This window comes from Paenibacillus sp. GbtcB18 (genome assembly GCF_019091125.1).
Taxonomy (GTDB): domain Bacteria; phylum Bacillota; class Bacilli; order Paenibacillales; family NBRC-103111; genus Paenibacillus_F; species Paenibacillus_F chitinolyticus.
On sequence record NZ_JAGXJX010000006.1, the window covers coordinates 146,694 to 171,371 of the forward strand.

Consider the following 24,678-nt stretch of genomic DNA (forward strand, 5'->3'; position numbering starts at 1 on the left):
TTTAACGGACGGGCCGTACCCGTTACGATTAGGTACATCAACCGAGTAAGGTGGGCGTGAACATGAACTTTATTTTTGATCTGGATGGAACGATTTGCTTCAAAGGACAGCCGATTTCGAAACGCATTCTGGATGTTTTGCTGGAGCTGGAGGAAGCCGGGCACTTTGTGGGCTTCGCATCGGCACGGCCCTGCCGGGATATGCTACCCGTCCTAGACGATAGATTCGGCGGACATCTGCTGATCGGGGCGAACGGCGCGATGACGTTTTACCGCAAGCAGCCGCTGGCGTACCAGCCGATTCCCGGGCCGTTAGCGGGGCAAATCGTTAACCTGCTGAACGATTATGAGGCCGAATATCTTATCGACGATACATGGAACTATGCTTACCGTCTGAGTCCCGGACACCCGTTCCTGGCTAATGTGGATCCCCGTGGGCTGGCGAGACGCGTGGAGCTGGACGACATTCAATCATTTGTCAAAATCGTCGTGCTCTCCTGCAGCCGGTTTGAGGAGCTGTCCGCGAAGCTGAGAGCCTTGGACGTTACGATCCATCATCATTCCTCCGAGGGTATTCTGGATGTGACCAGCCAAGGCGTCAACAAGATGGCGGCCTTAAGCGGCTGCGGGCTTCAGCTGGATGAGTTCATTTGTTTCGGCAACGACAACAACGATCTGCCGCTTTTCCGGAAAGCGAAGCATTCGGTGCTGATCGGGGACCATGATGCGCTGGCTGAACTCGCCAAGGAGAGGATCGCCGTCGACGACCGGACGGAGGAGAATATCCTGCAAAAATTAAAGGAGCTCGGCACGGTACTCGTTTGAGTGCCGTGCAGGCTCCTTTTTTTTGGCGGATGATTAGTCCACCGTCAGCAGCTGCTCGAAAAATCCGCCGATCTCGCGCTCGCGGTCCACAAAATGGATCTCTAAGATCCAGTCGCGGAGCAGGCCGTTTTTATCGTTATCCCGCATCTTAATGTGGTTGTCGGGATGGATATAATTCTCGACCTCTTCGCCTTGTACGATCTCGTGGGGGAATTCCCCGATAAGATGACCGGCGTGAGGGCCGCCATACTCCCAGCCGTAATCGCGGGCCAAAGCTTTCATAAAATCGTAAAGCTCGCTGCCCGTTATGTCCGGACGGGAATCGAAGAAAGCCTTGCCGTCATGCCAGGCGAGTTCAACGTCCCGCCGCAGTTTATTTTTGAGGGGATCGTCTCCAAACACGTAGGTGCGTCCGAAATCGGCTTCCCAATCTTCGAAGATCGGTCCGAAGTCGATAAAGAGAATGTCCCCCGGCTCCACCATTCTGTCGGGCGGATTTTCCCGGTACGGATGAAGCGTATTGCTTCCCGCACGCACGATCCGCTTGTGCCAATATTTTTTAATCCCGTAAAGCTCGAAGGCGAACTCATAAATTTCACGGTTCAATTCTTTCTCCGTAACGCCGCTGCGCAGAATTCCTTTCGCTTCGGCCAATTCGAAAAGCGCAAGGGCTTTCTTTTCCGCCTCGCGTAAATTTGTATGACGTTCCTGTCTGGATGCTGCCATGATGTTGTACTCCTCTCTCTAACGGGCTTCCAATTATCACCTCCCCTATTGTACGGGTTGATGGACAAGCTGGGAAGTTACAGATCCGGCAGGGTCGTAGGGACAGGCTGCCGGCATTTTGCATAATCAAACAAAAAAATGCATAAAATAAGTCCAAAACTGTTTCGTGAAGGCGCAAAATGTGTTATCATAGTTGTAACAGATTACAAAAGGGGGGAGACGATGAAGCAACGGAACGCGATCATTCGCTGGTGCCTGTTTCTTGCGCTTTCTTTTCTGCTGAGCTTCTCCGCGCCCGTGCCTCTGACTCAGGAAGCCGCGGCCAGCCAGTCCTCCTCTACGTACGAGTCTGTCCCTCCGCTTGGCGAACACAAATCCAAGTATGTGATCCGCAAAGCCGTTACCCATCATTTTGCCAAAATGGTGAAGGCGGCCAACACCCTCGTGGTCTTATTCGTGCTGTGCCTGTTTACCCTCTTTAAAGCCCCCATTCCAGGGCTCCGGTACAAACCCTTCATCTGCCTGTTAAGGCGCAAACAATTCCTTCTTCCGATCAAATTCACGTCCAATTACGTGGTTTAAATCCTCTGCCGTTATCCGGCCAATCGTAAGTTCCGTTCATCCGAATTTTGAACAAAGTTATTTGCCCGTATCATTTTTTTCGGCCGCTTTGAGACGGTTTCTTTGAGTCTGTCCGAATTCTTCCCGAATGCATAAATTATGCATAAATATGTATAAAAATAAAATGGATGATACAGGAAACGTTGATGAGCCTCGGCAAAAAAAATAAGCCGGGCGGCAAGGCCCCCGTCTGTCCGAATTCTTAGACTCCTTACGGCGCTAAGCGCATGGGCAGTCTGAAACAGGACCGGACGGTCCATAATTACACTCATTTATAGGAGGCTATTCCACTATGTACGTAAGAGAATCCGATTTGCCGGGGATAGGAAAGAAGTTTCTGATGAATACCCGCGGCGGAGATAAGATCGTCGTTATCCTTCATGACGACGGCAGACGCGAAATGTACCATTTTCACTATGACGATCCGGACGAGAGCTTGTCCATGGTTACCCTTGACGACGATGAAGCCCGTCAGCTTGCCGCAATCGTAGGCGGATTGACGTATAAACCGAAGGCGTTGGAGTCGATCGAAGTGGCTCTGGACGATTTGATCATCGAATGGTACAAGATGGACCCGGAGTATGCGTGCATCGGCCAATCAATCGGCGAGCTGGACGTCCGGCAAAATTCGGGAGCGACTATCATTGCGGTGGTCGACAAAAATCACGGCAAGCAGATCAATCCGGGACCGGATTATGTCCTATCCGCCGACTCGACTCTGATCGTGGTCGGGGAAAGACAGCAGCAAAAATTGTTCCGGCACATTTTAAAGAATGGAAGTGGTTGAATAGATGAATCACATGGTATTCGAGGTAGGTCTGGCCATCGCGCTTATTGCGGCGGCCGGGTTGTTGTCGGCCAAACTCCGCTTCTCGGTCATTCCTTTCTATATTCTGATCGGGATGGCCGTAGGTCCGCACGCGCTGGAGATCTGGCATTTTGATTTCCGGTTCATTGAAAGCGCGCCGCTGATCGAGTTTATGGGCCGGATCGGGGTCCTGTTCCTTCTGTTCTATCTGGGACTGGAGTTCTCGGTAGGCCGGCTTATCAAGTCGGGGCGTTCCATCGCCGTGGGCGGTACGATTTATATCCTCATTAATTTTACGCTGGGCGTCATATTCGCTTGGGCGCTCGGTTTTCCTCTAGCCGAAATTCTGGTGATTGCCGGAATTACGACGATTTCCTCCAGTGCCATCGTGGCCAAAGTTTTGGTCGATCTGAAAAGAACGGCCAATCCAGAAACCGAAATGATCCTCGGTATTATCATGTTCGAAGACGTCTTCCTCGCCGTCTACATTTCTATCCTGTCAGGACTCGTCCTAAGCGGTTCCACAACGCTGGGAGGCGTGCTGCTCTCCGCGCTCATCGCGCTCGGATTTATGCTGGTGCTGCTCATCGCGGGCAGAAAAGCCGTCCCACTCCTGAACCGGCTGCTGAACATCCGCTCCAACGAGCTGTTCGCGCTCGTGATTTTCGCGGCGCTGTTCCTCGTAGCGGGCTTCTCCGAAACGATTCATGTCGCGGAAGCGATCGGGGCCCTTCTCGTCGGGCTTGTCCTGGCGGAGACGGAACACGCCAAGCGGATCGAGCATCTGATCATGCCGTTCCGGGACTTTTTCGGCGCCATTTTCTTTTTCAGCTTCGGGCTGACCATCGATCCCCTGGCGCTCGGCGGAGCCGTCTGGATGTCGCTGGGAGCCGTCGCGATTACCTTGATCGGGAACTTGGCCGCCGGACTGCTTGCGGGGCGAAGCGCCGGTCTGCCTTCGAAGGCTTCGGCCAACATCGGCCTGACCATTGTGTCGCGCGGCGAATTTTCCATCATTATGGCCAATCTCGGCAAAGCGGGCGGACTGCTTGCGGTTTTACAGCCGTTCGCGGCTCTGTACGTACTCATTATGGCGATTCTCGGGCCGCTGCTTACCAAGGAAAGCAAAACCATTTACAAGTGGATGAATAAAGTGATTCCTTTCAAAGACGCGTCCGGCAAAAAGGAGGGCAAAACCGTTCTGCAAAAGGAAGGAAGCGGGTAACGCCGCGGGATATTCGCACTCGGACGCTGGCTGATTGTACGGTCCTGTAAGGACGTAATCTAAGCGATGAGGAGGAATTCCGATGAAGCTTTTGCAAAATGTCCGTATGAGTCCGGCCGGAGAAGTACCGGGCGGTTGGTCCTTGGCACAGTGGTGTTTCAAGCTCTTGATGGTGATTTGCGGGAGCGTGCTGGCCGCAGTAGGGCTGGAGCTGTTCCTGATCCCGAACCGGATGCTGGTCGGAGGGATGACGGGTTTGTCCGCTTTGGCCGCTCACTTTACGGAAATGAAGCTCGGCCTGTTTCTGTTCGTTCTGAACCTGCCGCTTATTCTGCTTTCGTACCGGAAGGTCCGGCGAAATTTCGCGGTGCTCACGGTTCTCGGCCTGCTCGTATTTTCGCTCAGCGCCCTCATTCTTCATCCGGTACCGGCTCTGATCGAAAATCCGATGACGGCCGCCTTCTGCGGAGGAAGCGCGCTGGGGCTGGGGATCGGTCTGGTCATCCGCTACGGGGGGACTCTGGATACGCTGGAAACGCGGGATCACACCGAGAAACTGGTGAAATTCGGCTTCAAAGATCAAGATTTCATGCTGCTGAACTGTTTTATTTTGGCGGGGGCCGGTTTTATTTACGGCTGGGATCAGGCGATGTATTCCATTCTCGCTTACCTGCTCGCGTATGAAACGGTCCATTTCAGTCTGCGGGGGTTCTCGGTACACCGCCGGATTACGATTGTAAGCGGGCACTGCGCCGAAATCGAGAAAGAGATGGAGGCCAGGCTGGGACGGAAGGCCTCTGACTGTGAAACTGAAGAGGCGGAAAAACGCGAGGCGGCTGCAAAAAGAGCGATACCGGAAGAGCGTCACGTTTACGGGCTGGAGCGGGCCGCCGAGCGTTTCTTCAGCAGACGCTCCAGGCGGGTCATCGCGAATTTCCGGCCTATCGAGCCTCGTGAGTCTGCGGGGGGAGGGGCGGCAGGGAACGGCCCCGGGCCGGACGATGGAGCGCCGGATGAAGCGAGGAGCGAAAGCTTCAGCCGCAGCAGAGACTGCAGCCTTTCTTATACCATTCATTTTATGGAAGAAGCCCGCCTGAAAGCCATTGTGAAAGCGATCGACCCGGCTGCCGGTATCGTGACGGATTCGCGGGGCCGAAGAAGGGACGGAAGCTTGGCGGAATAGCGGATTGGTGAGCGGGAGCTAGGGCAAGAGCAAGACTAAAAGCAAAGCACCGCCGGGAGGTTTGCCCGTCGGCATAAAAGGCACCGCAGTAATAAACTGCGGTGCCTTCTTAGCGTTTTACGCAGCGGCCCCCAACCAATACCTCACTCTTTCGAGTAAGTGTTCAGCACCTGTTTGCGGTATTCGTCGGCCGTCAGGCCGGTAAACTTTTTAAACGTCTGGCTGAAGTGAGACAAATGCTTGAAGCCGACTTCATAGGCGGTTTCGGTGATGCTTTTTTGGGGTTCCAGGGTGAAAAGAACTTTCGCCTGGTTGATGCGGCGCCGGTACAAGTAATGAAACAAGGTGATACCGGTCGTTTCCTTAAACATTTTAACGAGATAGTGCTTGTTCAAGTGGACGGCTGCGGCGATGTCATCCAGGCGCAAATCCTCGGTGTAATGCGCCTCCACATAAGAAATGAGCTGCTGCACATGCTGCTGTCGGGGTCCGGCGGGCTCGTGGCTCCGGTTACGGGGTTTGTCCGCGATTTCATACACTTGAAGCAGAACCCGCATAAAAGAAGCGAGAAACCTGTCGCGACATAAAGAATTGCTTTCTCCGGATAGGGAGCACAATTCTTCCAGCATGGGTTCCAAAATCGCCCGTTCGCCAGGCTCCAGAGAAATCAGCCGGTTATCCGTTCTTTTGAACGGGTTCAGCACCGGAGTGTGAAAGGGTGCAAGGAACAGCCCCTCGGCATAGGCCGGATCGAAATGAACAATCGTGCGGCAGTACTCGAAAGCCGGGTTGATTTTGGGATAATGCAAAGTCATGCCGTTCATCAGAAGAAGGTCGCCCGGGGAAAGGTTATAAATCCGGTCCCCGACCAGGTAGCTGCATTGTCCGCTGTGAAAATAATAAAGTTCATAATAAAGATGGGAGTGAAAACCGGCGGGGATGCGGGATGTGTTATACAGGGCTTCTATCGGCCTCGTAAAGGTGTCCATCAGGCTCATACGGCTGTCCTCCGGATTTTCGATTTTGAGAGTAAGCGATAGGAGAAGTTACGAACAGTTTAACACACCCGCTTAAAGATCACACCAACTACATATAAATGAACAAAGCCAGGTGCATAACGAGAAGAAAGCGTTTTACAAGTGGTCATGGTACGGTAAGGGCAGAGATATAAAGCGCAATCGTCTATGTTTTAAAAAAAATCGGCTTATCCTGGGGGAACATAGATTGTGTCCTTGTTATATTTAGTAGGACTATTCCCCGGAAGCCGCAGCAGCGAAAAGGAGTCAACCTCATATGAATTTATTCGATTTGACGGGCAAAACGGCAGTCGTTATCGGCGGCAACAGCACACTGGGCGGGGAGATGGCGGCCGGACTGGCGGGACACGGAGCGCAGGTGGCCGTTGTGGGCCGCAATCCGGTTACCTCCGCGGCGGTCCGTGACCGCATCGAGCAAGGGGGTGGGGAGGCCCGCTGCTTCCAGGCGGATGCGACGTCGTCGGGAGATTTGCGGCGTGTCCTGGACGAAGTGCTGGACTGGACGGGCAGAGCCGATATTCTGCTCAACTGCCCGGGCAAAAACAGCGCCACTCCTTTTTTCCAGATCACGGAAGAGGAGTGGGACAGCATCATGAGCGTCAATCTGAAAAGCGTCATGCTGGCCTGCCAGGTCTTCGGCAAATACATGGTGGAAAGCGGGCTCGGCGGGAGCATCATCAACATTTCGAGCGTATCGGCCGATCCGCCGTTGTCGAAGGTGTTCACCTATTCCGCCTCAAAGGCCGGCGTGAACAGCGTGACCCAATATTTGGCGAGGGAGTTCGCTCCGGCCGGAGTGCGCGTGAACGCGATCGTACCGGGATTTTTCCCGGCGGAACAGAACCGCAAAATTCTTTCGGAGGAGCGGATTTCCTCCATTATGAGCCATACGCCGATGAACCGATTCGGTGAAGCGCGTGAGCTTCAGGGTGCCGCCGTGTACTTGGCCTCTTCCGCGGCGTCGGGTTTTGTAACCGGCTCTATCCTGCGGGTCGACGGGGGATTCGGGGCCATGACGATTTAGAGCACAGCGCTTCTTATCGGGACTTTTTTGCAAAATTTACCTCTATCAAAGGATGTGGAACCGTGAAAGCACAAACGATCCAAAACGCGGCGGAGCTTAGAAAAATCGTCGGGAGGCTGGCTGCCTCCACCCCGGTCACCGATATGCATACCCACCTGTATTCCGCGGACTTTGAAGATTCTCTGCTTTGGGGAATCGATGAGCTGCTGACGTATCACTACCTGATTTCGGAGTCCTTCCGGTGGTCGGAGGACTCTTATGAGGCTTTCTGGGCGATGACGAAAAGGGAACAGGCGGATGCCATCTGGAAAAAGCTGTTCGTCGATCATTCTCCGGTGAGCGAGGCCGCAAGCGGACTGATCACGATTTTGGACCGGCTTGGACTGGATGTTTCCAGCCGTAATCTGGAAGAATACCGCCGCCACCTGGCAGGCCGGGATTTGCGCGGACAGCTCGACACGGTCATGAAGCTCGCCAAGGTGGAGCACATTGTCATGACGAACGACCCGTTCGATGCGGCCGAGCGGGCGGTGTGGCTGGATCGCGGAGGCAATACGGACCCTCGTTTCTCCGCGGCTCTGCGTGTGGATGCGCTGCTGAACAACTGGCCGCAGGCAGTGCGCGAGCTGAAGCAGCTCGGATACCGCGTGGAGGAGGCATGGACGGAGGAGACGCGCGGGGAAGTCTGCCGTTTCCTGTCGGAATGGATCCGGCGGATGGATGCGCTCTATCTGGCCGTCTCCATGCCGGGGGATTTCGTGTATCCGTCGGACGATCACCGCAGCCGGATGATCGACGAAGCGATGGTCCCGGTATGCCTCGAGCACGGCATTCCTTTTGCGCTCATGATCGGGGTGCGGCGTTCGGTCAATCCGGGCCTCCGTCTGGCGGGCGACATGAGCATGCACTCGGACGTGACCGCGGTGGAGGCCCTCTGCCGGCGGTATCCGGACCAGAAATTCCTGGTCACGATGCTGGCCCGCGAAAATCAGCATGAGCTTGCGGTGCTTGCGCGCAAATTCCGCAACCTGATGATTTTCGGCTGCTGGTGGTTCCTCCACGTGGAATCGATGGTGGAGGAGATGACCCGCTTCCGGGTGGAGCTGCTCGGAACCTCCGTCATCCCGCAGCACTCGGACTGCCGCGTTCTGGAGCAGCTTATTTACAAGTGGGAGCATTCCCGCTCCATCATCGGCCGGGTACTTGCGGACAAGTACGAAAAGCTGCACGGCAGCGGCTGGTACGTGACGGAGGAAGAGATACAGCGCGACTTCGACGATCTGTATCATCGCAATTTCTGGCGGTTTTTGGGCAGAGAAGCGAGGTAGGCGGGGAGTAAAGTTTATGATTCGAACAAGCTTTTAAGCTGATTATGAAGCTGTTCTGAAGGAAGTATATATACGTTCCCGATGTGGCTATCCGTAAAGCCGAACTTCAACTGATCGCCTTCATATAAATTTGCTGAATATCTAAAGCCCGTTCTCTTTTCCTGGTTAGGATCGGGGGTTATCTTTATGCGGCTGGTTTCGTCGATCCATTTTCGGAGGATTTCTTTTTCCTTAAATGTTCTTAGTTCCCCGGTGGCGCCGTTGCGGATATCGATCCGATCCATTTTGTCCCAATCGGCTTGGTAAAAATCCGCTAATGGTTTTGGGGCCGGTTCGGCTTCGGGGCGGTTTTGACATCCTGTTGCGGATAAAATCAGGAGTACGAATACAATGATTTTCTTTATGACGAACCTCTCCTTTCTCTATAGTTTTAGAGCATTTATTATAAGAAAGTTTGAGCGTATACCAAAAATGGGAGAGCAATATACGTTTCATTATATATGGATAATATTGGAATGTTAAATGGATGTTGCGCAAAGTCGCCTCCGCCCCTCCCGAAAAAGCAAAACCAGCCGGAAAATCCGGCTGGTTTCTTAACGTGCGAACGGTGCCTCTATGCTTCGGAAGGCTGCATCAGCTCGTTCATAAAAGCGCTGAACTTCTTCAGCATCTCAGGACCCGGCAGCTCGCCGCTGAAATCTTCGACGCCCAGCCAGCCCGTGTAGCCGACCGCCCGGAGATCCGCGACGACCTGCCGCCAGTCGGCCATTCCCCGGTTCATGGGGCGGGCGGCGGAAACCCAGCGGGTCATGCCGTTCTCATCGGCACCCGGCGCCCAGCCCCCGTTCTTGACGTGCACGTGGGCGAGATAAGGGCCGAGAATTTCCATCCCCATCCGGTAATTCTCGAAGCCTTCGTAGACCATGTTGCCCGGGTCGTACAGCACGCCGATATGCTCGGACTGCAGCCCTTCCACAAGGCGGTAGGCGCGGCGGAGGCGCTCGGCGCAATCGTGACGTGGTGCGTCTCGACGAGGCCTTTCACGCCGTACTGGCGGCATAGGGCTTCCGCCTCGCGCAGATAGGCCCGCTGCAGTCCGAACAGCTCGCGGAAGTTCCGCGTCCGGTCATAGCGGTGTACGCCGAGCCGGATGAAGGAAGCGCCGAGCCGCCGGGCGGCGTCCAGCACGCGCTCCGCGCCTTCCAGATCACCGGCGTCGAGGTAAGGTGTCACGCTGAGGGAACGCAATCCGTGACGCTCGGCGGCGTCTTGGAAGCGGCTCAGCTCGGCATCGTCCCACTCCGGCGAAATGGAGCAGAGATTGTTGCGCCAGAAGGACGGCGCTTCACCGGCCATTTCGGGCGGAATCTCTTTGTATCGCCATTCGATGCCGGAGATTCCGGCTTCTTTGGCAGCGGCGGCAAGCTGCTCCGGGGACAGCTCGGGTGTAGCGACGGTAAACACGGACAGTTTCATTCGATTGGGCACCTCCGGTCGGAAAAGTTGGTTAAGTATAAATCGCTATACTGCGGGCAGTTCAAAGCGCTCGATGGGATATCGCATGACTGTGGTCACGGGGCTTGGGGCTGAGGGTTACCTAGTCCAGTTAAACTCTGAATGTCCAAGACATTAACCCGGGAATCAGACAGCGAGCCGCTAAATCCGTTGTCATGCAGTCCGGATCATCAGCTATGGTGCTCAATCGCTTGAAGTGGGAAAGGATGTAGAACTGCACAGACAACCAGGTTGGCTTAGAGGCAGCCATCATTTAAGAGTGCATAGTAGCTGACGGGTCGAGCGACTTTGCGCCTGAAATTTAGCGTCCGTAAAAGACGGGATTTCCGCCGCTACTCGGCCCTGACCGCTTTCTGCTGGGCAAGCAGGCAGAGCTCGGCCGCTTTGAAAATATGCTCCTGGGTCATCGCATGCTCCGTACGGTTCAGACAGTCGAGGATCAGCTCCCCGAAAAACGGGTAGCCGACTTTGCCGCTCAGCTCAAGCCGACGCTCGCCCTCGCCGTTCACGAGGTACAGGTTGTCGCCCTGCGTGCTGCGGGCAATATCGACGTATTTCCTCAGCTCGATATAGCCGTCCGTGCCGAGGAGAACGGTGCGTCCGTCCCCCCAGACGGACAGGCCGTCCGGCGTCAACCAATCGACGCGGAAATACTGGGTCGCCCCGTTGTCTCCGAGCAGGGTCGCGTCGCCGAAATCCTCCAGCTCCGGATACTGCCGGTTGTTGTAGTTGGCGACCTTGCTGTGCAGCACCTGTGCATCCCGGCAGCCGGCAAAGAACAGGAACTGTTCGATCTGGTGGCTGCCGATATCGCACAAGATGCCGCCGTACTTGGCCCGCTCGAAGAACCAGCCGGGCCGAGAAGCGGCGTTAAGCCGGTGCGGGCCGAGACCAAGCACCTGCACGACGCGCCCGATCGCTCCGTCGCGGACGAGCTGGCCCGCGAAGACGGCGCTCTCGACGTGCAGGCGCTCGCTGAAATAGACCGCGTACTTGCGGCCGGTTTCGGCTGCCGTCCTCTTGGCCGATTGAAGCTGGTCCGGCGCGGTAAACGGTGTTTTGTCGGTGAAGTAGTCCTTGCCGCTGCGCATCACTTTCTCGCCGAGGGGACCGCGGTCGCACGGAATGGCCGCGGCAGCTACCAGCTTTACTTCTTCGTCCTGTAAAATCTCCTCCAGCGACGCGGCGGGGCGTACGCCGGGATAGGCGGCCAGGAAAGCTTTTACTTTCAGGGGATCGGGGTCGTAGACCCATTTCGGCTCGCCCCCGGCTTCCCGCAGTCCGTTGCACATGCCGTAAATATGGCCGTGCTCCAATCCCGCAGCGGCGAAAATAAAGTCGCCCCGCGCGACGACCGGCGCCGGTTTTCCTTCGGGGGCGTAGTTCATGCCGTCTTTTTTATGCAAAAGAAATCCTTCCTTTCATGGCTATGAGCCGATGCTGGCGTAGGCCCGAGTCCGGTTCGCGGTTTTATTTGCCGAACGGGTGGTGTGAATCCCCCGGCCTGTGTGAACCTTTCTCAATGATGCCAATCCGGAGGCTGGCCGTTAAGAACTTAAGAAGAAAGCTGCTCGCGGACCGTTTTCTTATATTTTTCCGGCGTAAGGCCAACCTGCTGCTTGAACAAGCGGCTAAAGTGGGCGAGATGCTTGAAGCCAACCTGCAGGCACACATCAGTCACGGAGTGGCCGGGATTGTGCAGGAACAGCGTCTTGGCCTCGTTGATTCTGCGGCGGTACACGAACTGAAAAATAGTCAGCCCCGTGATTTCCTTGAAAATTTTAGATAAATAAAATTTACTGAAGTTCAGGTGTTCCTGAAGATGCTCCAAGTGCAGATCGTCCGCAAAGCGCTCTTCGAGAAAGCTGACGATACGCTGGACGTGTTTTTCTTTCTCGGAAGAAAATTCGCGCCCCGCGCGCAGCGTCCGCCGGCACTGCTCGCGAACGAAATACAGCAGGTCCAGAAATGCGAGGTGGAGACGGTTGTAAGCGATCAAGCCGTCCGTCTTGCGGTGGATGCTCATTTCATGCAGGATGCGCTCCGCTTCCTCTTTGTCGGGGCCGCGAAGAGTGAGGCGGCAGTTTTTCAATTCCTGAAAAGGCTGGAGAACATTGACCGCGTGAGGAAGCTCCAGATACGGTTTGAGGGCCGCCGGTTCAAAATGCACGGTCGTCCGGATATAAGGGACGGCGGTGTCGACCTTGGGGCAGTGGAGCGTCATGCCGTTCATGAGGATGAGATCCCCGGGCTGAAGCATATAGATGTTGCCGCCAATCAGATAGTTGCAGCTTCCGCTGTGGAAGTAATAAATTTCGTAATACGCATGGGAATGAAAAACGGAATCGACCTTTCCCTCGTTGCGGTAGCTCAGGCCGAGCGAATCTTTGCGATCGTGCTGGTTCGTGAACATGCGGGAGAGCACCACGCTTTATCGGGATGTAGGGCCGCCCGGAAGCGGCCTTTCTGACTTTAGTGTAGCATGCAAGCGCTTCCCGTTTCTATTTGCAGGCAATGCGTGTCCAGAACGTCGTACGCTGCGGCACCCTGTGTGACTATGAAGCCCCGTCCTTTGGACGGCAGTCTATCACAGGACATGGGGCAGTGCCCTCAGTCGCACTGCACATCGTGCGGCAATCCCCTAAAAATCCCGCAATCGAAGGCGGGCTCCTTATGGCGGCATTTCATGGATGCACTCTGCGCAGTACCGGCCCCTTCCCGTCAGTAAGAACCTGTCGTATCGAGCGTCTTCTCCTCCGTAGTTTTCACCGCCCCGGAAGCCTCTATTTTCTGTCGGAGCAGCCCGTAGAACCGGTCTTCGTCCAGCGGCAGCTCCGCCCATTCGTCCGTCCATGCGGACAGCAGCATGGCGTTCGAGAGCGTGAGCCCTTTCAGGCCCTCTTCGCCCGGAGCGATCAGGGGAGTGCCGTGAAGAATGCCGTTCACCCAATCCTGGGTGATGAGGTGGTGCTGCCCGCGTTGGCCTTCGACGGGAATGTCGATTTTCCAAACCTCGGGCTCCCCGAAGCCTCCCTTATAGGTACGGTTGAACTCCGTCTCCGACTGCCGCAGCCGGTAGAAGGTCAGCTTGTCGTTCTCGATGACCATCCGGCCCAGGTCCCCCACCACTTCAAGCCGGTTAGTACCCGGCGTTTCGCAGGCGGACGTGATGAATACGCCCGTCGCTCCGTTCTCGTACTCCGCGTAGGCGGTCACTTCGTTCTCGACCTCGATGTCCCGGTGCTTGCCGAAAGCGCAGAAGGCGCGCAGCCGCTTGGGCATCATGCCGGTCACCCACTGCCACAGGTCGAGCTGATGAGGCGACTGGTTGATGAGGACCCCGCCGCCTTCGCCCGCCCATGTGGCGCGCCATCCGCCGGAATCGTAGTAGCTCTGGGACCGGTACCAATGGGTGATGATCCAGTTAATCCGGCGGATTTCCCCCAGCTCGCCCTGCCCGATTAGGTCCCGAAGCTTCTTGTAGAGCGGCTGCGTGCGCTGGTTGTACATGATGCCGAACACTTTGCTGGACGCCGCGGCGGCTTCGTTCATTTCGCGGACCTGCTTCGTGTAGACGCCGGCCGGCTTCTCCGTCAGCACGTGCAGGCCGTGCCGGAACGCTGCCACGGCTTCCGCCGGATGGCCGTAATGCGGCGTGCAGATGATCACGCCGTCGATTGTGCCGGAGGCGTACATCTCTTCGATTCCGGTGAAGCGTACCACGCCTTTTCCGAATTCACGGGCCGCCCACTCCAGCCGCTCGGTTCGCGCGTCGCACACCGCTGCGAGTACCGCGCCTTTTACTTTGTTCTCAATCAAATATTTCGCGTGCGCCGATCCCATATTACCTAACCCGATGATTCCGATGCGGACAACTTCCATCTGTAAAACCATCCTCTCCGGCATAGATCAAGGCCGTTTTGTACCAGTGTAGCACGGCTTCGCGGGGGGATGTTTTACTGCGCTTTGCCAGTTGATCGGCGGATTTGACTCTGGTTGTTCAGTTGAAAAATTCCACAATCTTGAAAAAGTAAACCACAAACCTTAATTTCTTGCATTGTTGAAAGCGCTCTAAACGATGATAATAAACTTACATTTCGAACTTAATGGGGGTCAGGAAAAATGGGCAGAAAAACAGCTCGCATCTCCGCCGCAGCGCTGGCCGGTGTCTTGGCGGTCGGCTTGGCGGCTTGCGGAAGAGCCGACCAATCCGCGGGTACAGGGAACACACAGGATACGAATACGGGATCCAAGGGAGGGGACAAGAAAGTCACCATCACGTTCCAGAACATTTACCCCGATCCGACGACGCCTACGTACAAAATGCTTCATAAAATCGTGGAACAGTATGAGAAGGAAAACCCCAATATTCATATCGAGCTTGATTCCATGAACACCGACCAGCAGAAAATGAAGCTGAAAACCCAGGCCGCTTCCAAAGAGATCCCGGACATCACGATCGTGAACCCGGCGGCCCAGATGAAGCCTTTCGTCGATGCCGGGCTGCTCGCCCCGCTGAACGACATGCTGGATAAGAACGGCCTGAAAGGGACTTTTCAGGACGGGCTGCTCGATTACTACAGCTTTAACAACAACGTGTACGCCCTGCCGGACGGCAATAACATTCAAGTCGTTTACTATAACAAGGACTTGTTCGCCCAGGCAGGCATCAAAGATACGCCGAAAACGTTCGAGGAACTGCTGGAAGACGTGAAGCTGCTGAAATCCAAAGGCATTACGCCGATCGCCATCGGGGAAAAAGATTCATGGACAGGTTCGTTCCTGTTTATGAATATGCTGCTGCGCACAAACGGCGGTCCGGGCTTCCTCCAGGACGTGCTCGACAAGAAGAAGACGTTCAACGATCCGGCGTTCACGGAGGCCGTTTCGAAGTTCCAGGAGCTGGTGCAGGCCGGCGCGTTTAACGAAGGCGCGACGTCCGTCGACTATAATGCGGGCGGCAACATTTTCAAAACGGGCAAAGCGGCCATGCATATCATAGGCACATGGGAAACGGGCGCCATCGACGCTTCTTCCGTGGGCGGCAAGGTCGGCGTATTCCAATTCCCGACGGTAGGCGGCAAGGGCGACGTGAACCAGTACATGATCGCACCGGGCAGCGCCTTCGCCATCTCGGCCAATAGCAAGCATCTGCAGGAGACGAAGGACTTCCTGAACTACTTCACGCTGAATCTGCCGAAAGTCCAGTTTGAATTGAAGAACGCGGTGGGCATCGGGCAGAAGGTAGAGGGAGATTTTAAAGCCGCGGGTTACTCCGATCTGGCCATTTCCATCCTCGATCTGTTTAAAAACGTCAAAGGCGGCGACCTCGCGTTCGACAACACGATGAACCCGGCGACCGCTCAGGTTCACTTGGGCAGCATTCAGAATTTATTCATCCAGAAGGCCGATCCGAAACAGGTCGCGCAGGAGCATCAGAGCGCGTTCGAGGCCAACATCAAATAGAATGAGGCGCTGCGATGGAGGGGGTCGTACCGGCCCCCTTTTTCATCGACATTTTTTTGCAAGGGCCGCGGCGGAGAGAGAAAGAGCAAGCGGCCGTTTGTCTACAGGAGGCGTACTAGAGTGAATGTGTTAAAAGTACCTGCGCGCACCATCGCCGTCTTCGTGCTTCCAAGCCTGCTGCTGTACGTCTGCATGGTGTTCGTCCCTATCCTGGTCTCGTTCTATACGGGGCTGCTGGACTGGAACGGCATATCCGGTTCCAAATTCGTGGGCTTGGCCAATTTTAAAACGATGTTTTTCGACGATCCGGTCTTCTGGCCGTCTGTCCGCCGGACGCTGCTTTACGGGGTCTTTTCCATGATCGAGATTCCGATTTGCCTGATGGTGGCGATTTTGCTGAACCGGTACGTGAAGAAAGCCAACTCCCTCGTATCGATCTACTTTCTGCCGGTGATTTTGTCGGTCGTCATTATCGGGCAGCTCTGGAAAACCGTCTACAATCCGGCTTCGATGGGCGGGATGATCAACGGGATGCTGACCGCATTCGGCTTAACCGAATGGACGCATAGCTGGCTGACCGAGCCTAAGATTGCCATGTTCTGCCTGTACATCGTGTCGCTGTGGCAGTATTTCGGCTATCACTTGCTGATCCAGTTCACCGGCGTGCAGAACATTCCGGCCGAGATTTACGAGGCGGCCCGCATCGACGGGGCGGAAGGTTTTACGGCCGACCGTTACATCACGTTCCCGATGATCGTTCCCATTCTGAAAATTTCGCTGGTGCTCGCTTTTATCGGCTCTCTGCAGGCGTTCGATCTCGTGATGGTCATGACGGGCGGCGGTCCCGCACACTCCACGGATGTCATTTCGACGCATATGTACAACATGTCGTTTCTGTCCCAGAAATACGGGTACGGCAGCGCGATTGCCACCTTCCTGGTCATCCTGTGCCTGGCATTTACGGTGCTGATTAACGTAGTTTTCAAACGTCTGGAAAATAAGGTAAGCTAGGAGGAGGACCACCTGTGAAAGCCGTCAAAAAAGGAATCGTCTATGCGCTTTTCGCGATTCTGATCGTCACTCAGATGTACCCTCTTCTCTGGCTGCTTACTTACTCCTTGAAGACCAACGAAGAGATTCTCGGCAGCAGCTTTTTCTCCCTGCCCGCGTCGCCGAGGTGGGGCAATTACAAAGAAGCGTACGAAGCGGGGCACTATCTGCAGTATTTGTTCAACAGCGTGTTCGTCACCGTCGTGACGATGGTTTGCGTCATTCTGCTGAGCTCCATGGCGGCCTACGCCATTTCACGGTTCCGCTGGAAGCTGGCCCCCGCGGTCATGCTCGTTTTCCTGATCGGGCTGATGATTCCGCTGCAAGCTACGCTGCTGCCTTTAATGATTATTTTTAAAAACATGAACATCCTCAACACGCACTTGTCCCTGATTCTGCCTTACATCGCGTTCCAGACGCCGGTTGCCGTCTTTATTCTGAGCGGTTTTATGAAATCGGTTCCGCACGAAATCGAAGAGTCCGCTTATATGGACGGAGCGAGCGTGTACCGCATTTTCCGGAGCATTATTCTCCCGATTTCCGTACCGCCGGTCATGACGGTGTGCATTCTAACGTTCATCAACATCTGGAACGAATACATCCTGGCGGCGACTTTCATCTCCTCGGAGAAGATGAAGACGCTTCCGTTCGGCGTGTATACCTTTGTGAGCCAGTATTCCGTCAACTACGGCAACATCGGGGCTTTCCTCGTCATGGGGGCGGTGCCCGTCATTCTCCTTTATTTCATTCTTTCGGAAAAGATCACGAAGGGCATGGTTGCCGGGGCGGTAAAAGGGTAGGCGCCGCACGGACGGCATGGGGAACCGGGCGAAACAACGAAAGGGGACGAATCCTTGAGACGCGGCTTCCAATCCATCCACCACCGGTTGTTTTTTCTGTTCCTGTTCTGCATGTCCGGCATTCTGATCATCATCTCCCTGCTGTTCTACAGCCGCACGACGGAACAGTTTCAGACGAAGATCAGCGACCTTTCCCGGAAAAACGTTTCGCAGACCGTCGATCTTTTCGACCTGCTGCTCAGAGGCTACGACAGCTTGTCCAAAACGATTGGCAACAATTTCGATCTGGTTCGTCTGCTGACGGAATCGCCGCAAGAGCCCGCGCTCGACTATATTAACACTCGCTCCGTCACTAACATGATCGGGGCGATTTTCTACTCCCGGGAAGATTTGATCGGCATCCACGTCATCATGGACAAAGGAAAGATCTACAATTACGGCAACTACATGAACGTGGTAGACCCCGAATACCGCAGGGCCGACTGGTACCGGGACGTCCGTCAATCTTCGGGCAAAATGGTCTGGCTGGGCGTATTTCCGCACTCCCTGATCGACCAGAACGAGAAACGGACCGTGTTTGCGTTCGGCCGCCAGATTTACGATCTCAACGAGCATAAGCCGATCGGGATCGTGCTATACGAAGCGAATCCGCAGGCGATTTTGTCGGCATTGAACAATTTGAAGCTCAGCGAACACAGCGAGGTGTATCTCGTCTCGGACAAGGGGCGTTTCGTGTCTTCCACCGCCTCGGCCGAAGCGCTGCCTTCCCTCCAGGATATCCCGCTGCCGGACGATTCCCAGGAAATGACCGTGGATCAGAAGAACGGGCGGCTGGCGGTAGCTTCCAAGCTGCCTTTTGCCGACTGGCTGGTGGTCAGTCTCACGCCCTACAAAGACCTGACGGTCGAGCTTGTGCAGATGCAGCGTTATATTATTTTGATCGGAACGATTCTCGTTCTCGTCTCGGCTTTTATCGCGTCCATCGTATCCAAACGCATTTCGATGCCGCTCATCCGGCTTATTCGGCAGATGAAGCAGGTGGAGCAGGGCAACTTCAAAGGAATCGTGAACGTAACGTCCTACCGGGAAATCAACATTCTGGTCGGATCATTCAATCATATGGTGAACCGGATCGAGGAGCTTATCGAACGGGTGAAGATTTCATCGGTCAGCGAAAAGAACGCGGAGCTTCATGCGCTCCAGTCCCAGGTCAATCCCCACTTCCTATATAATACGCTGGATATGATTTATTGGATGATGGACGAGAAAGGCAACGACAAGCTGGGTGAAGTCGTCCTTTCGCTCTCCCATATGTTCCGCTACAGCAGCCAGTGGGAAGAAGGGGCGGAGGTTACGCTGCGCGAGGAATTCGGGCAGATCCACCACTATCTGACCATTATTCTCGTCCGGCTCGAAGGGCGTCTGGAAGTGGAGCTGAAGACGGATGAACGGTACATGGACATCCGCATTCCGAAGATGACGCTTCAACCCATCATCGAGAATGCCGTGAAGCACGGTCTGGAACCGCTGCTTAACCGGCCGGGGATGCTCACCATCTCGACGGTTGCGGACAGCCGGGAGCTGGCGATCCGAATCGAGGACAACGGTGTGGGCATCGAAGAGGAGAAACTGCGCCGGCTGCTCGAGTCGCTGTACGGCGCATGCACCGCGGGCGGCAGGCGGAGCGGGGGAGGCGCGCCGGATGCTGCGCATGGCCCGGACGTCCCGGGCGCAGGCGGCGGCGCACCGCGAACGGATGCGGCTGTCGCGGCAGGCGAGCCGGGCGCCCGGGAAGTCGCCGGTGCCGGGGGCGCAGCGGCCAACGTAGCCGCCGGAGGTCCCGGCGATGGCGGAGCATCCGCCTCCGGTGCCGGAGCCCCGGGTGCCGACGCAGCCGTCCCGGGCGCCGTCGCTGTCCCGTCCTCCGGAGCATCCGCAGGTACCGGTGACGTCTCAGCCTCCGGCACGCTCTCCGGTGCTGGCACCGGGCCCGCGCAGGCCTACGCATATGGCGGCATCCCGGCTCTTGGGACCGAACCGTGGTTTCCGTCCCGGCAGGTTGCAGCCGGCAGCGAGGAAGAGGCATCGTCCCGGGGAGGCATCGGGCTGCAAAATCTGCACCGGCGCGTGCAGCACATGTACGGCGAAGCATACGGCGTCACCGTTGAAAGTTTAGCGGGCGAGGGGACGACCGTCATCGTGCGGGTCCCGCTTCCGAAGGAGGAGAGTAACGTATGAATATTCTGGTTGCCGACGACGAGAGCGTCATCCGGGAAGGGGTGAAGCGTACGATCGAGAACGCCTACCCCGAATACGGCGTTTTTTTGGCGGCTTCTACCGAGGAAGCGGTTAAGATCCTCGGCGGACAGCACATAGACATCGTGCTTACCGATATTATTATGCCGGGCATGACCGGCCTCGAATTTATGCGGATTTCGAAGCGGAAGCATCCGGCCATCAAGTGGGTCGTCATTTCCGCCCACTCCGAGTTCGCTTACGCGCAGGAGGCGGTCCGGCTTGGCGCCCGCGACTATTTGCTGAAACCGATCGGCAAGCCTAAGCTGATCGAGTTGATCGAGAGCCTCACCGGCGAGATCAGACGCGAAAACCTCCAAAGCAAAGAGAGCATGAAGCTGAAGTCGAGCCTGAAATATTTGCGCGAAGCGGTTTTTCTCCGGCTGGCGGCGGGTTTGGATACCGGCAACCTCGATATTCAATCGTTCGTGGAGGATTTCCCGGACTATTACCTCGTATTCGTGCAGATGGATGCCGGAAACAAGAGCGTTCATCTGGAGCATTTTATCGTGGAAAATGTCCTCTCCGAGATGATCGAAACGCATGGCCAGGGATTTGTCGTCAGCTACGACCGCCAGAGCCTGCTCGGTCTCGTGGCGCTCAGCGAAGGTATCCGCATCGAAACCCTGCTGGATGCGCTGAAAAGCCATCTCAAGCACTATTTGAAGGTGCCTTTCCAGATTTTGAATTCGGGACTGCATCATGACTTTAAAAGCGTACCGCAAACCGTCACTCGGCTGAGGCAGGCTTCCGCTGCGGTTGAGTACGACAGGATCAAAGTAAGCGGGGACAAATCCATCGAGGTTGCGCTTCAGTACATCAAGGCGCATTATTCCGAGGACTTGTCTCTGGAGAGAATGGCTTCCGTTGTGTTCCTGAACCCGGTCTATTTCAGCCAACTGTTCAAGCAGAAGACCGGCCAGGGCTACAAGGAGTATGTAACGGGTCTGCGGCTGGATCAGGCCAAGCAGCTTTTGTGCAACCCGCTGCTGAAACTGGCGGAAATCGCCGAGCGAGTGGGCTACCAGGATGTGCGGCATTTTACGCAGGTGTTCCGCAAGAAATTTATGCAGACGCCTACGGAATACCGGCAGGAGCATAATGTGACGGTGGTATGAGCGGGAATCATCCGTGGGTTGGCAAGCAAGTCCGTGCTTTACACGATATGCCGGGTTTCCTGCTTGTAGAGGGAACCTTTTTTTATCGCGCCTCTTTTTAACAAGATTAGTATTAACCAAATGGTGGGCCATATGTTAATATGAGCATATTATTTGAGACTTTATGGCATCGATAGAATGCTGCCTTCTTGGCAGAGGAGCGAGGAAGCGGGGAGTATGTCGGTAAGAATTGAGTACGGGCTGGCAGCGAAAACATTCATTCACGATGGAGCTTACCGGATCGGTAGAGTTCTTGCTTGCAGTGAGCTGTCCGTTGTCTATGCGGCACGGGAAACCGGAACAGGCGCGGCGTGCGTCGTAAAAGAATTTTTTCCTAAAAGTTTGGCTTTGAGAGATGTGGATGGGAAATCCGTACTGTGCCGGACCCCTTCTCTAAGGAGCAAATACGAGACACTGAAGTCCGTCTTTTTGAATGAAGCGGTGATTCTGGAGCACTTGCGGCACCCGAACATCGTGAAGCTAATCGGACATGTGGAGGAAAACGGGACGGCCTATCTTATTCTCGAACGATGCCTCGGGGTGTCGTTGGAACGCTGTATCCGTAAAAACCGTTTACGCTCGAAAAGCCGATTTTATGCAAGAACGGTGCCGGGTCTCCTTGATGCTCTTGAGTATATTCATGAGCAGGGCGTGCTGCACCGAGACGTCAAACCTTCCAATATTATCGTCGGCCCGGATGGTCAGGCTAAGCTGCTTGATTTCGGATCGGCCGTCCGCTCGGAGAGTGAGGACAAGCCTATTTTTACGTCGGCGGGGTATTCTCCTTTGGAATTTTATTCGGCCGCATCCAGTCAAGGTCCTTTCTCCGACCTGTACAGTACGGGGGCAACCCTGTATTACTGCCTGTGCGGAGAGGCGCCGGTTGAGGCCAGCCGGAGATTGTTCCAGGACCCGGTTGAACAAGGTTTACGTAAGCGGGGCGGCAGAGCGACGCCTCTACTGTCCCGCCGCATTATGAACTGCCTGTCCATGGATGCCGGACAAAGGGGGAGCTTGCAGCGTTTGAGAACCGCGATAAAAGCGGAGTCGCTTTTGTGGAAAGCGGTAGAGGGCTTTCGTGCAAACTTCCGCCCTGGGAGAAATTCCTCCCCGACAAATGAGGCTTCCTCCGGAAAGAAGAAGGATTTGGTCAAGTCAGATGTCTAGTCCTTCTTAACGCCCGCCCGGTTCCTTCAATGAAAGCCGATCACTACGATTCGGAGCATGCTCCCGAATATTAAGAAGCGCAAACCGCCCGGTTATGTCCGGACGGTCTGCGCTTCTTGTGTTTGCGGCTGATAACTGGCCTTCACGGCTTTATAACGAAGCTCGATCTCCGTAACACCGTCTTCGAAAGTGATGTAGAGTTTATCCCCGTATTCCAGCTTGTCTTTCTGCTTCTTGCCTAGTGGTGACGCGCCTTTCTGCACCGCACAGCGTGTGCTATGGCGGAACAGGAGGCTGCCGTCCTTACGTGCCTCGAAGAAGATACGGTCAGCCTCGGGCAGCGATTCGTTCACATTCAGGCTGCGGAACAGATCTTGGAGACTGATGCTCCGCGTATCAAAAGATGTCAGCGGCCAGTATTTTACCGGGATGTCGTTGCCGCTGGCGGTATGGAGAAAATAACCTTCCAGGCGTCCCGTGAATTTGGGCTTCGGACGAAGAGTGAAGTAAAGAATCGCGCCTAGAGCTGCCGCAGCCGCAACTCCGAGCAGAATTTTCGTAATTAGCGTCCATATCGAAACGACTGTTACAGCCAGGATTGCCGTTGCGCTCGCGCCCTCTTCATCGGTTGCCGTAACCCGCAGTTCGCTGTCTCCGGTATTCAGCGGATTTAGGAGCAGGAAGCCGTCTTGGAATTTCGCTTCCACAGAATTCGGGCCGCCGTCTGCGGTAACGGTGTACGTAAGTTTATCCCCGTTCACGTCATGGAAGTATTCCCCGAGGTCAATCTTCTGTTCGCCGTCCTCCCGGCTGATTTTGATCGTTCCAGGTTTTGCTTCAGGCGGGGTATTGAGCACTTTCAGCTCGGCCGGCGTGGTTTCCCGGTAAAAATCAGGGGCGGTCATCACGATTTTCCACGGATAAGTGCCTGTTGCCGGGAAAATATGCGCGAGCTCGAAGCCGTTTCCTTCCTGCTTCAGCGGAAAACGCTCCTCTGTTTTCTTTTGCGGATTGGTCACGACTAGTTCCGTTTTCATGGAACCGTATAGGTCGGAATCCCCAAGAGGCTTGCCGTCGGGATGATACAGGCGTGCCGTGAAGGGGGAGGCGACTCCCTTTTGCGCTTCCTCCGGTAGTTCAACCCCTGCTTGGAGTTTATAGCCGGCGAGGAGGTTCACCTTCACAAGATCGCCCGGTTTCCCCCGAAAAATGACCCTCATATTGCCCTTCTGGGGCTCGATCACTTTCAAAAGCGTATAATTGTCCGACTTGTAAAGCCGCACGTTTTTGGAGGTGGAATAGACTTGCGCCTCTGTTAGCGGATTCGGAGACAAAAGAATAAGGTTTGCCTCGCTTATGCTCGAATTCGCGATGGGTACCGTTACTTCTTGAAGCTCGCCTGTCGCCGAGACCGCAGATACGGAAACAAGAGACGACTGCAGCTGTTTGGCGAAGATGAGATTAAAAATCTCCGGCAAATCATCCGCGCTGCCCGCCATGAAGGAGGTGCCTCCGGTTTCGGTGGATATGCTTTCCAGTTCGGATTTACGGGCGGATCCGTCTCTGTTCAATCCCACGGTATAAATCGGGATGCCTAGCTTTTTGGCGATGCCGATAGAGTCTTCCACGTCCCGACCCGAAATGTCCGCGTTTCTTCCGGCGTGCTTGCCGAAGTCGGTCCCCCCGTCGGACAGCAGAATAAGGAACGGTTTACGGGCGGGATCGTAACCGGTTTCCATCAGCTCGGCCGCTTTGCGCAGACCAAGCCCCATATCGGAGTACCCGCGGCGTTTGATTCCGTCCAGTGTTGATTTCCAGGCGTTGGAGCGGTCGCTCGACCCCAGGTCCGAAAGCGGAAGCGAAGAAACAATTTTATCGTTGTAGGCTACGTAGCCGACCCGCGACTGGCCGGTACCCTCCAGATCCATGAACATTTTGACGACTTCGGCGGCAATGCCGTCTTTGTCTGTTTCATTCATGGAAAAGCTTGTGTCCAGCACAAACATGGCATCAAGCCCTCGGGGGGGTTCCACTTTGGCGGCGGAAATCGGCCGGGGATGAATCAACAGACCTGCAACTAGAGACACGAGTAACGCGGCCTGGAGCCAGTTTTTAGAGCGAATAAGCTTGCGGACGAGAGACATGACATCACCTTTTTGTAAAGATATCGGACTATATGACTATCAACATACAAATAATTGGTAAATTTTCTTTTATTGCACAATATAACTTATCGGATTTAAAAATGAAAAATGTTAGATCGTGGATAAAAAAAGTAAATTTTTATTTTTAACCTACGTTTTTACTAATATAAAAGGTGTTCTATCCCTGTTTTCATAAATATTGACAAATTCAAACACAGATCATTATGATAACTTCTAAAGTCACAAACCGGATATTTTTCCATTCTCGGATTGTGAAGTTAGGTTTTTACATAAATAGTTCTTTATAA

20 protein-coding genes, 1 pseudogene and 1 other annotated feature are annotated in these 24,678 nt (G+C 54.9%); of the genes and pseudogenes, 13 read left to right on the plus strand and 8 right to left on the minus strand.

Annotation, left to right across the window (positions count from 1 at the left end):
- Positions 1 to 62: 62 nt before the first annotated feature.
- On the plus strand, positions 63 to 824 hold the full coding sequence (locus KVT34_RS18450; RefSeq protein ID WP_217560286.1) for an HAD-IIB family hydrolase: 762 nt from the start codon (positions 63 to 65) through the stop codon (positions 822 to 824).
- A 33-nt stretch (positions 825 to 857) separates the two neighbouring features.
- Here KVT34_RS18450 and KVT34_RS18455 read toward each other — a convergent pair whose 3' ends face one another.
- Positions 858 to 1,550, minus strand: a complete 693-nt coding sequence (locus KVT34_RS18455) for a M24 family metallopeptidase (RefSeq protein ID WP_217560287.1) — start codon at positions 1,548 to 1,550, stop codon at positions 858 to 860.
- 222 nt (positions 1,551 to 1,772) lie between these two features.
- Here KVT34_RS18455 and KVT34_RS18460 point away from each other — a divergent pair, with 222 nt between their 5' ends.
- The 4 genes from KVT34_RS18460 to KVT34_RS18475 all read left to right on the plus strand — a co-directional run bounded on the left by KVT34_RS18460 (position 1,773) and on the right by KVT34_RS18475 (position 5,387).
- Positions 1,773 to 2,132, plus strand: coding sequence for a hypothetical protein (locus KVT34_RS18460; RefSeq protein ID WP_217560288.1), 360 nt, complete (start codon positions 1,773 to 1,775; stop codon positions 2,130 to 2,132).
- A gap of 331 nt (positions 2,133 to 2,463) precedes the next feature.
- Positions 2,464 to 2,958, plus strand: a complete 495-nt coding sequence (locus KVT34_RS18465; protein WP_009675736.1) for a cation:proton antiporter regulatory subunit — start codon at positions 2,464 to 2,466, stop codon at positions 2,956 to 2,958.
- 4 nt (positions 2,959 to 2,962) lie between these two features.
- Positions 2,963 to 4,204, plus strand: a complete 1,242-nt coding sequence (locus KVT34_RS18470; RefSeq protein WP_217560289.1) for a cation:proton antiporter — start codon at positions 2,963 to 2,965, stop codon at positions 4,202 to 4,204.
- Between the two features lie 82 nt (positions 4,205 to 4,286).
- On the plus strand, positions 4,287 to 5,387 hold the full coding sequence (locus tag KVT34_RS18475) for a YitT family protein (protein WP_217560290.1): 1,101 nt from the start codon (positions 4,287 to 4,289) through the stop codon (positions 5,385 to 5,387).
- Between the two features lie 143 nt (positions 5,388 to 5,530).
- Here KVT34_RS18475 and KVT34_RS18480 read toward each other — a convergent pair whose 3' ends face one another.
- The gene (locus KVT34_RS18480; RefSeq protein WP_217560291.1) at positions 5,531 to 6,385 is read right to left on the minus strand and encodes an AraC family transcriptional regulator; all 855 of its coding nucleotides are present in this window, start codon (positions 6,383 to 6,385) and stop codon (positions 5,531 to 5,533) included.
- A 295-nt stretch (positions 6,386 to 6,680) separates the two neighbouring features.
- Between KVT34_RS18480 and KVT34_RS18485 the strand changes: the two genes are divergently transcribed.
- Positions 6,681 to 7,448 carry an SDR family oxidoreductase gene (locus KVT34_RS18485; RefSeq protein WP_042232116.1) on the plus strand — a complete coding sequence of 256 codons (768 nt, stop codon included), beginning with the start codon at positions 6,681 to 6,683 and terminating at the stop codon, positions 7,446 to 7,448.
- A gap of 62 nt (positions 7,449 to 7,510) precedes the next feature.
- Positions 7,511 to 8,776, plus strand: coding sequence for a glucuronate isomerase (locus tag KVT34_RS18490; RefSeq protein WP_217560292.1), 1,266 nt, complete (start codon positions 7,511 to 7,513; stop codon positions 8,774 to 8,776).
- 14 nt (positions 8,777 to 8,790) lie between these two features.
- On the opposite strand, the gene KVT34_RS18495 is transcribed toward KVT34_RS18490, so the two are convergent.
- The 5 genes and pseudogenes from KVT34_RS18495 to KVT34_RS18515 form a co-directional block, all read right to left on the minus strand.
- Entirely contained in the window at positions 8,791 to 9,060 is a 270-nt protein-coding gene (locus tag KVT34_RS18495; protein ID WP_254634977.1) for a hypothetical protein, read from the minus strand.
- A 329-nt stretch (positions 9,061 to 9,389) separates the two neighbouring features.
- Positions 9,390 to 10,252, minus strand: a pseudogene (locus KVT34_RS18500) (sugar phosphate isomerase/epimerase family protein).
- Between the two features lie 209 nt (positions 10,253 to 10,461).
- Positions 10,462 to 10,626, plus strand: a sequence feature (23S ribosomal RNA rRNA prediction is too short).
- Positions 10,624 to 11,697, minus strand: coding sequence for a Gfo/Idh/MocA family protein (locus KVT34_RS18505; RefSeq protein WP_217560294.1), 1,074 nt, complete (start codon positions 11,695 to 11,697; stop codon positions 10,624 to 10,626). (Overlaps the previous feature by 3 nt.)
- Before the next feature lie 149 nt (positions 11,698 to 11,846).
- Entirely contained in the window at positions 11,847 to 12,704 is an 858-nt protein-coding gene (locus tag KVT34_RS18510) for an AraC family transcriptional regulator (protein WP_217560295.1), read from the minus strand.
- 308 nt (positions 12,705 to 13,012) lie between these two features.
- Entirely contained in the window at positions 13,013 to 14,173 is a 1,161-nt protein-coding gene (locus KVT34_RS18515) for a Gfo/Idh/MocA family protein (RefSeq protein ID WP_217560296.1), read from the minus strand.
- 240 nt (positions 14,174 to 14,413) lie between these two features.
- On the opposite strand from KVT34_RS18515, the gene KVT34_RS18520 reads away from it, so the two are divergent.
- The 6 genes from KVT34_RS18520 (at position 14,414) to KVT34_RS18545 (ending at position 22,226) form a co-directional block, all read left to right on the plus strand.
- Positions 14,414 to 15,757, plus strand: a complete 1,344-nt coding sequence (locus KVT34_RS18520; protein WP_217560297.1) for a sugar ABC transporter substrate-binding protein — start codon at positions 14,414 to 14,416, stop codon at positions 15,755 to 15,757.
- Between the two features lie 120 nt (positions 15,758 to 15,877).
- A complete protein-coding gene (locus tag KVT34_RS18525) occupies positions 15,878 to 16,768 on the plus strand; it encodes a carbohydrate ABC transporter permease (protein ID WP_217560298.1) in 891 nt (296 codons plus the stop codon).
- A gap of 14 nt (positions 16,769 to 16,782) precedes the next feature.
- Positions 16,783 to 17,607, plus strand: coding sequence for a carbohydrate ABC transporter permease (locus KVT34_RS18530; RefSeq protein WP_217560299.1), 825 nt, complete (start codon positions 16,783 to 16,785; stop codon positions 17,605 to 17,607).
- Positions 17,608 to 17,661: 54 nt separating this feature from the next.
- Positions 17,662 to 19,845, plus strand: coding sequence for a histidine kinase (locus KVT34_RS18535; protein WP_217560300.1), 2,184 nt, complete (start codon positions 17,662 to 17,664; stop codon positions 19,843 to 19,845).
- Complete coding sequence (locus KVT34_RS18540; protein WP_217560302.1) at positions 19,842 to 21,020, plus strand: response regulator transcription factor; 1,179 nt, start codon at positions 19,842 to 19,844, stop codon at positions 21,018 to 21,020. Before KVT34_RS18535 ends, KVT34_RS18540 begins: the two co-directional genes overlap by 4 nt.
- A 216-nt stretch (positions 21,021 to 21,236) precedes the next feature.
- The gene (locus KVT34_RS18545) at positions 21,237 to 22,226 is read left to right on the plus strand and encodes a serine/threonine protein kinase (RefSeq protein ID WP_217560303.1); all 990 of its coding nucleotides are present in this window, start codon (positions 21,237 to 21,239) and stop codon (positions 22,224 to 22,226) included.
- Positions 22,227 to 22,318: 92 nt separating this feature from the next.
- On the opposite strand, the gene KVT34_RS18550 is transcribed toward KVT34_RS18545, so the two are convergent.
- Positions 22,319 to 24,370, minus strand: a complete 2,052-nt coding sequence (locus KVT34_RS18550) for a VWA domain-containing protein (protein ID WP_217560304.1) — start codon at positions 24,368 to 24,370, stop codon at positions 22,319 to 22,321.
- Positions 24,371 to 24,678 lie beyond the last annotated feature (308 nt).

Coding starts and splice junctions, on each gene's coding strand:
- KVT34_RS18460 (WP_217560288.1), top strand. CDS start 1,773: ATGAAGCAACGGAACGCGATCATTCGCTGGTGCCTGTTTCTTGCGCTT.
- KVT34_RS18510 (WP_217560295.1), bottom strand. CDS start 12,704: ATGTTCACGAACCAGCACGATCGCAAAGATTCGCTCGGCCTGAGCTAC.
- KVT34_RS18520 (WP_217560297.1), top strand. CDS start 14,414: ATGGGCAGAAAAACAGCTCGCATCTCCGCCGCAGCGCTGGCCGGTGTC.
- KVT34_RS18455 (WP_217560287.1), bottom strand. CDS start 1,550: ATGGCAGCATCCAGACAGGAACGTCATACAAATTTACGCGAGGCGGAA.
- KVT34_RS18480 (WP_217560291.1), bottom strand. CDS start 6,385: ATGAGCCTGATGGACACCTTTACGAGGCCGATAGAAGCCCTGTATAAC.
- KVT34_RS18515 (WP_217560296.1), bottom strand. CDS start 14,173: ATGGAAGTTGTCCGCATCGGAATCATCGGGTTAGGTAATATGGGATCG.
- KVT34_RS18475 (WP_217560290.1), top strand. CDS start 4,287: ATGAAGCTTTTGCAAAATGTCCGTATGAGTCCGGCCGGAGAAGTACCG.
- KVT34_RS18540 (WP_217560302.1), top strand. CDS start 19,842: ATGAATATTCTGGTTGCCGACGACGAGAGCGTCATCCGGGAAGGGGTG.
- KVT34_RS18450 (WP_217560286.1), top strand. CDS start 63: ATGAACTTTATTTTTGATCTGGATGGAACGATTTGCTTCAAAGGACAG.
- KVT34_RS18470 (WP_217560289.1), top strand. CDS start 2,963: ATGAATCACATGGTATTCGAGGTAGGTCTGGCCATCGCGCTTATTGCG.
- KVT34_RS18495 (WP_254634977.1), bottom strand. CDS start 9,060: ATGGATCGGATCGATATCCGCAACGGCGCCACCGGGGAACTAAGAACA.
- KVT34_RS18550 (WP_217560304.1), bottom strand. CDS start 24,370: ATGTCTCTCGTCCGCAAGCTTATTCGCTCTAAAAACTGGCTCCAGGCC.
- KVT34_RS18465 (WP_009675736.1), top strand. CDS start 2,464: ATGTACGTAAGAGAATCCGATTTGCCGGGGATAGGAAAGAAGTTTCTG.
- KVT34_RS18545 (WP_217560303.1), top strand. CDS start 21,237: ATGTCGGTAAGAATTGAGTACGGGCTGGCAGCGAAAACATTCATTCAC.
- KVT34_RS18485 (WP_042232116.1), top strand. CDS start 6,681: ATGAATTTATTCGATTTGACGGGCAAAACGGCAGTCGTTATCGGCGGC.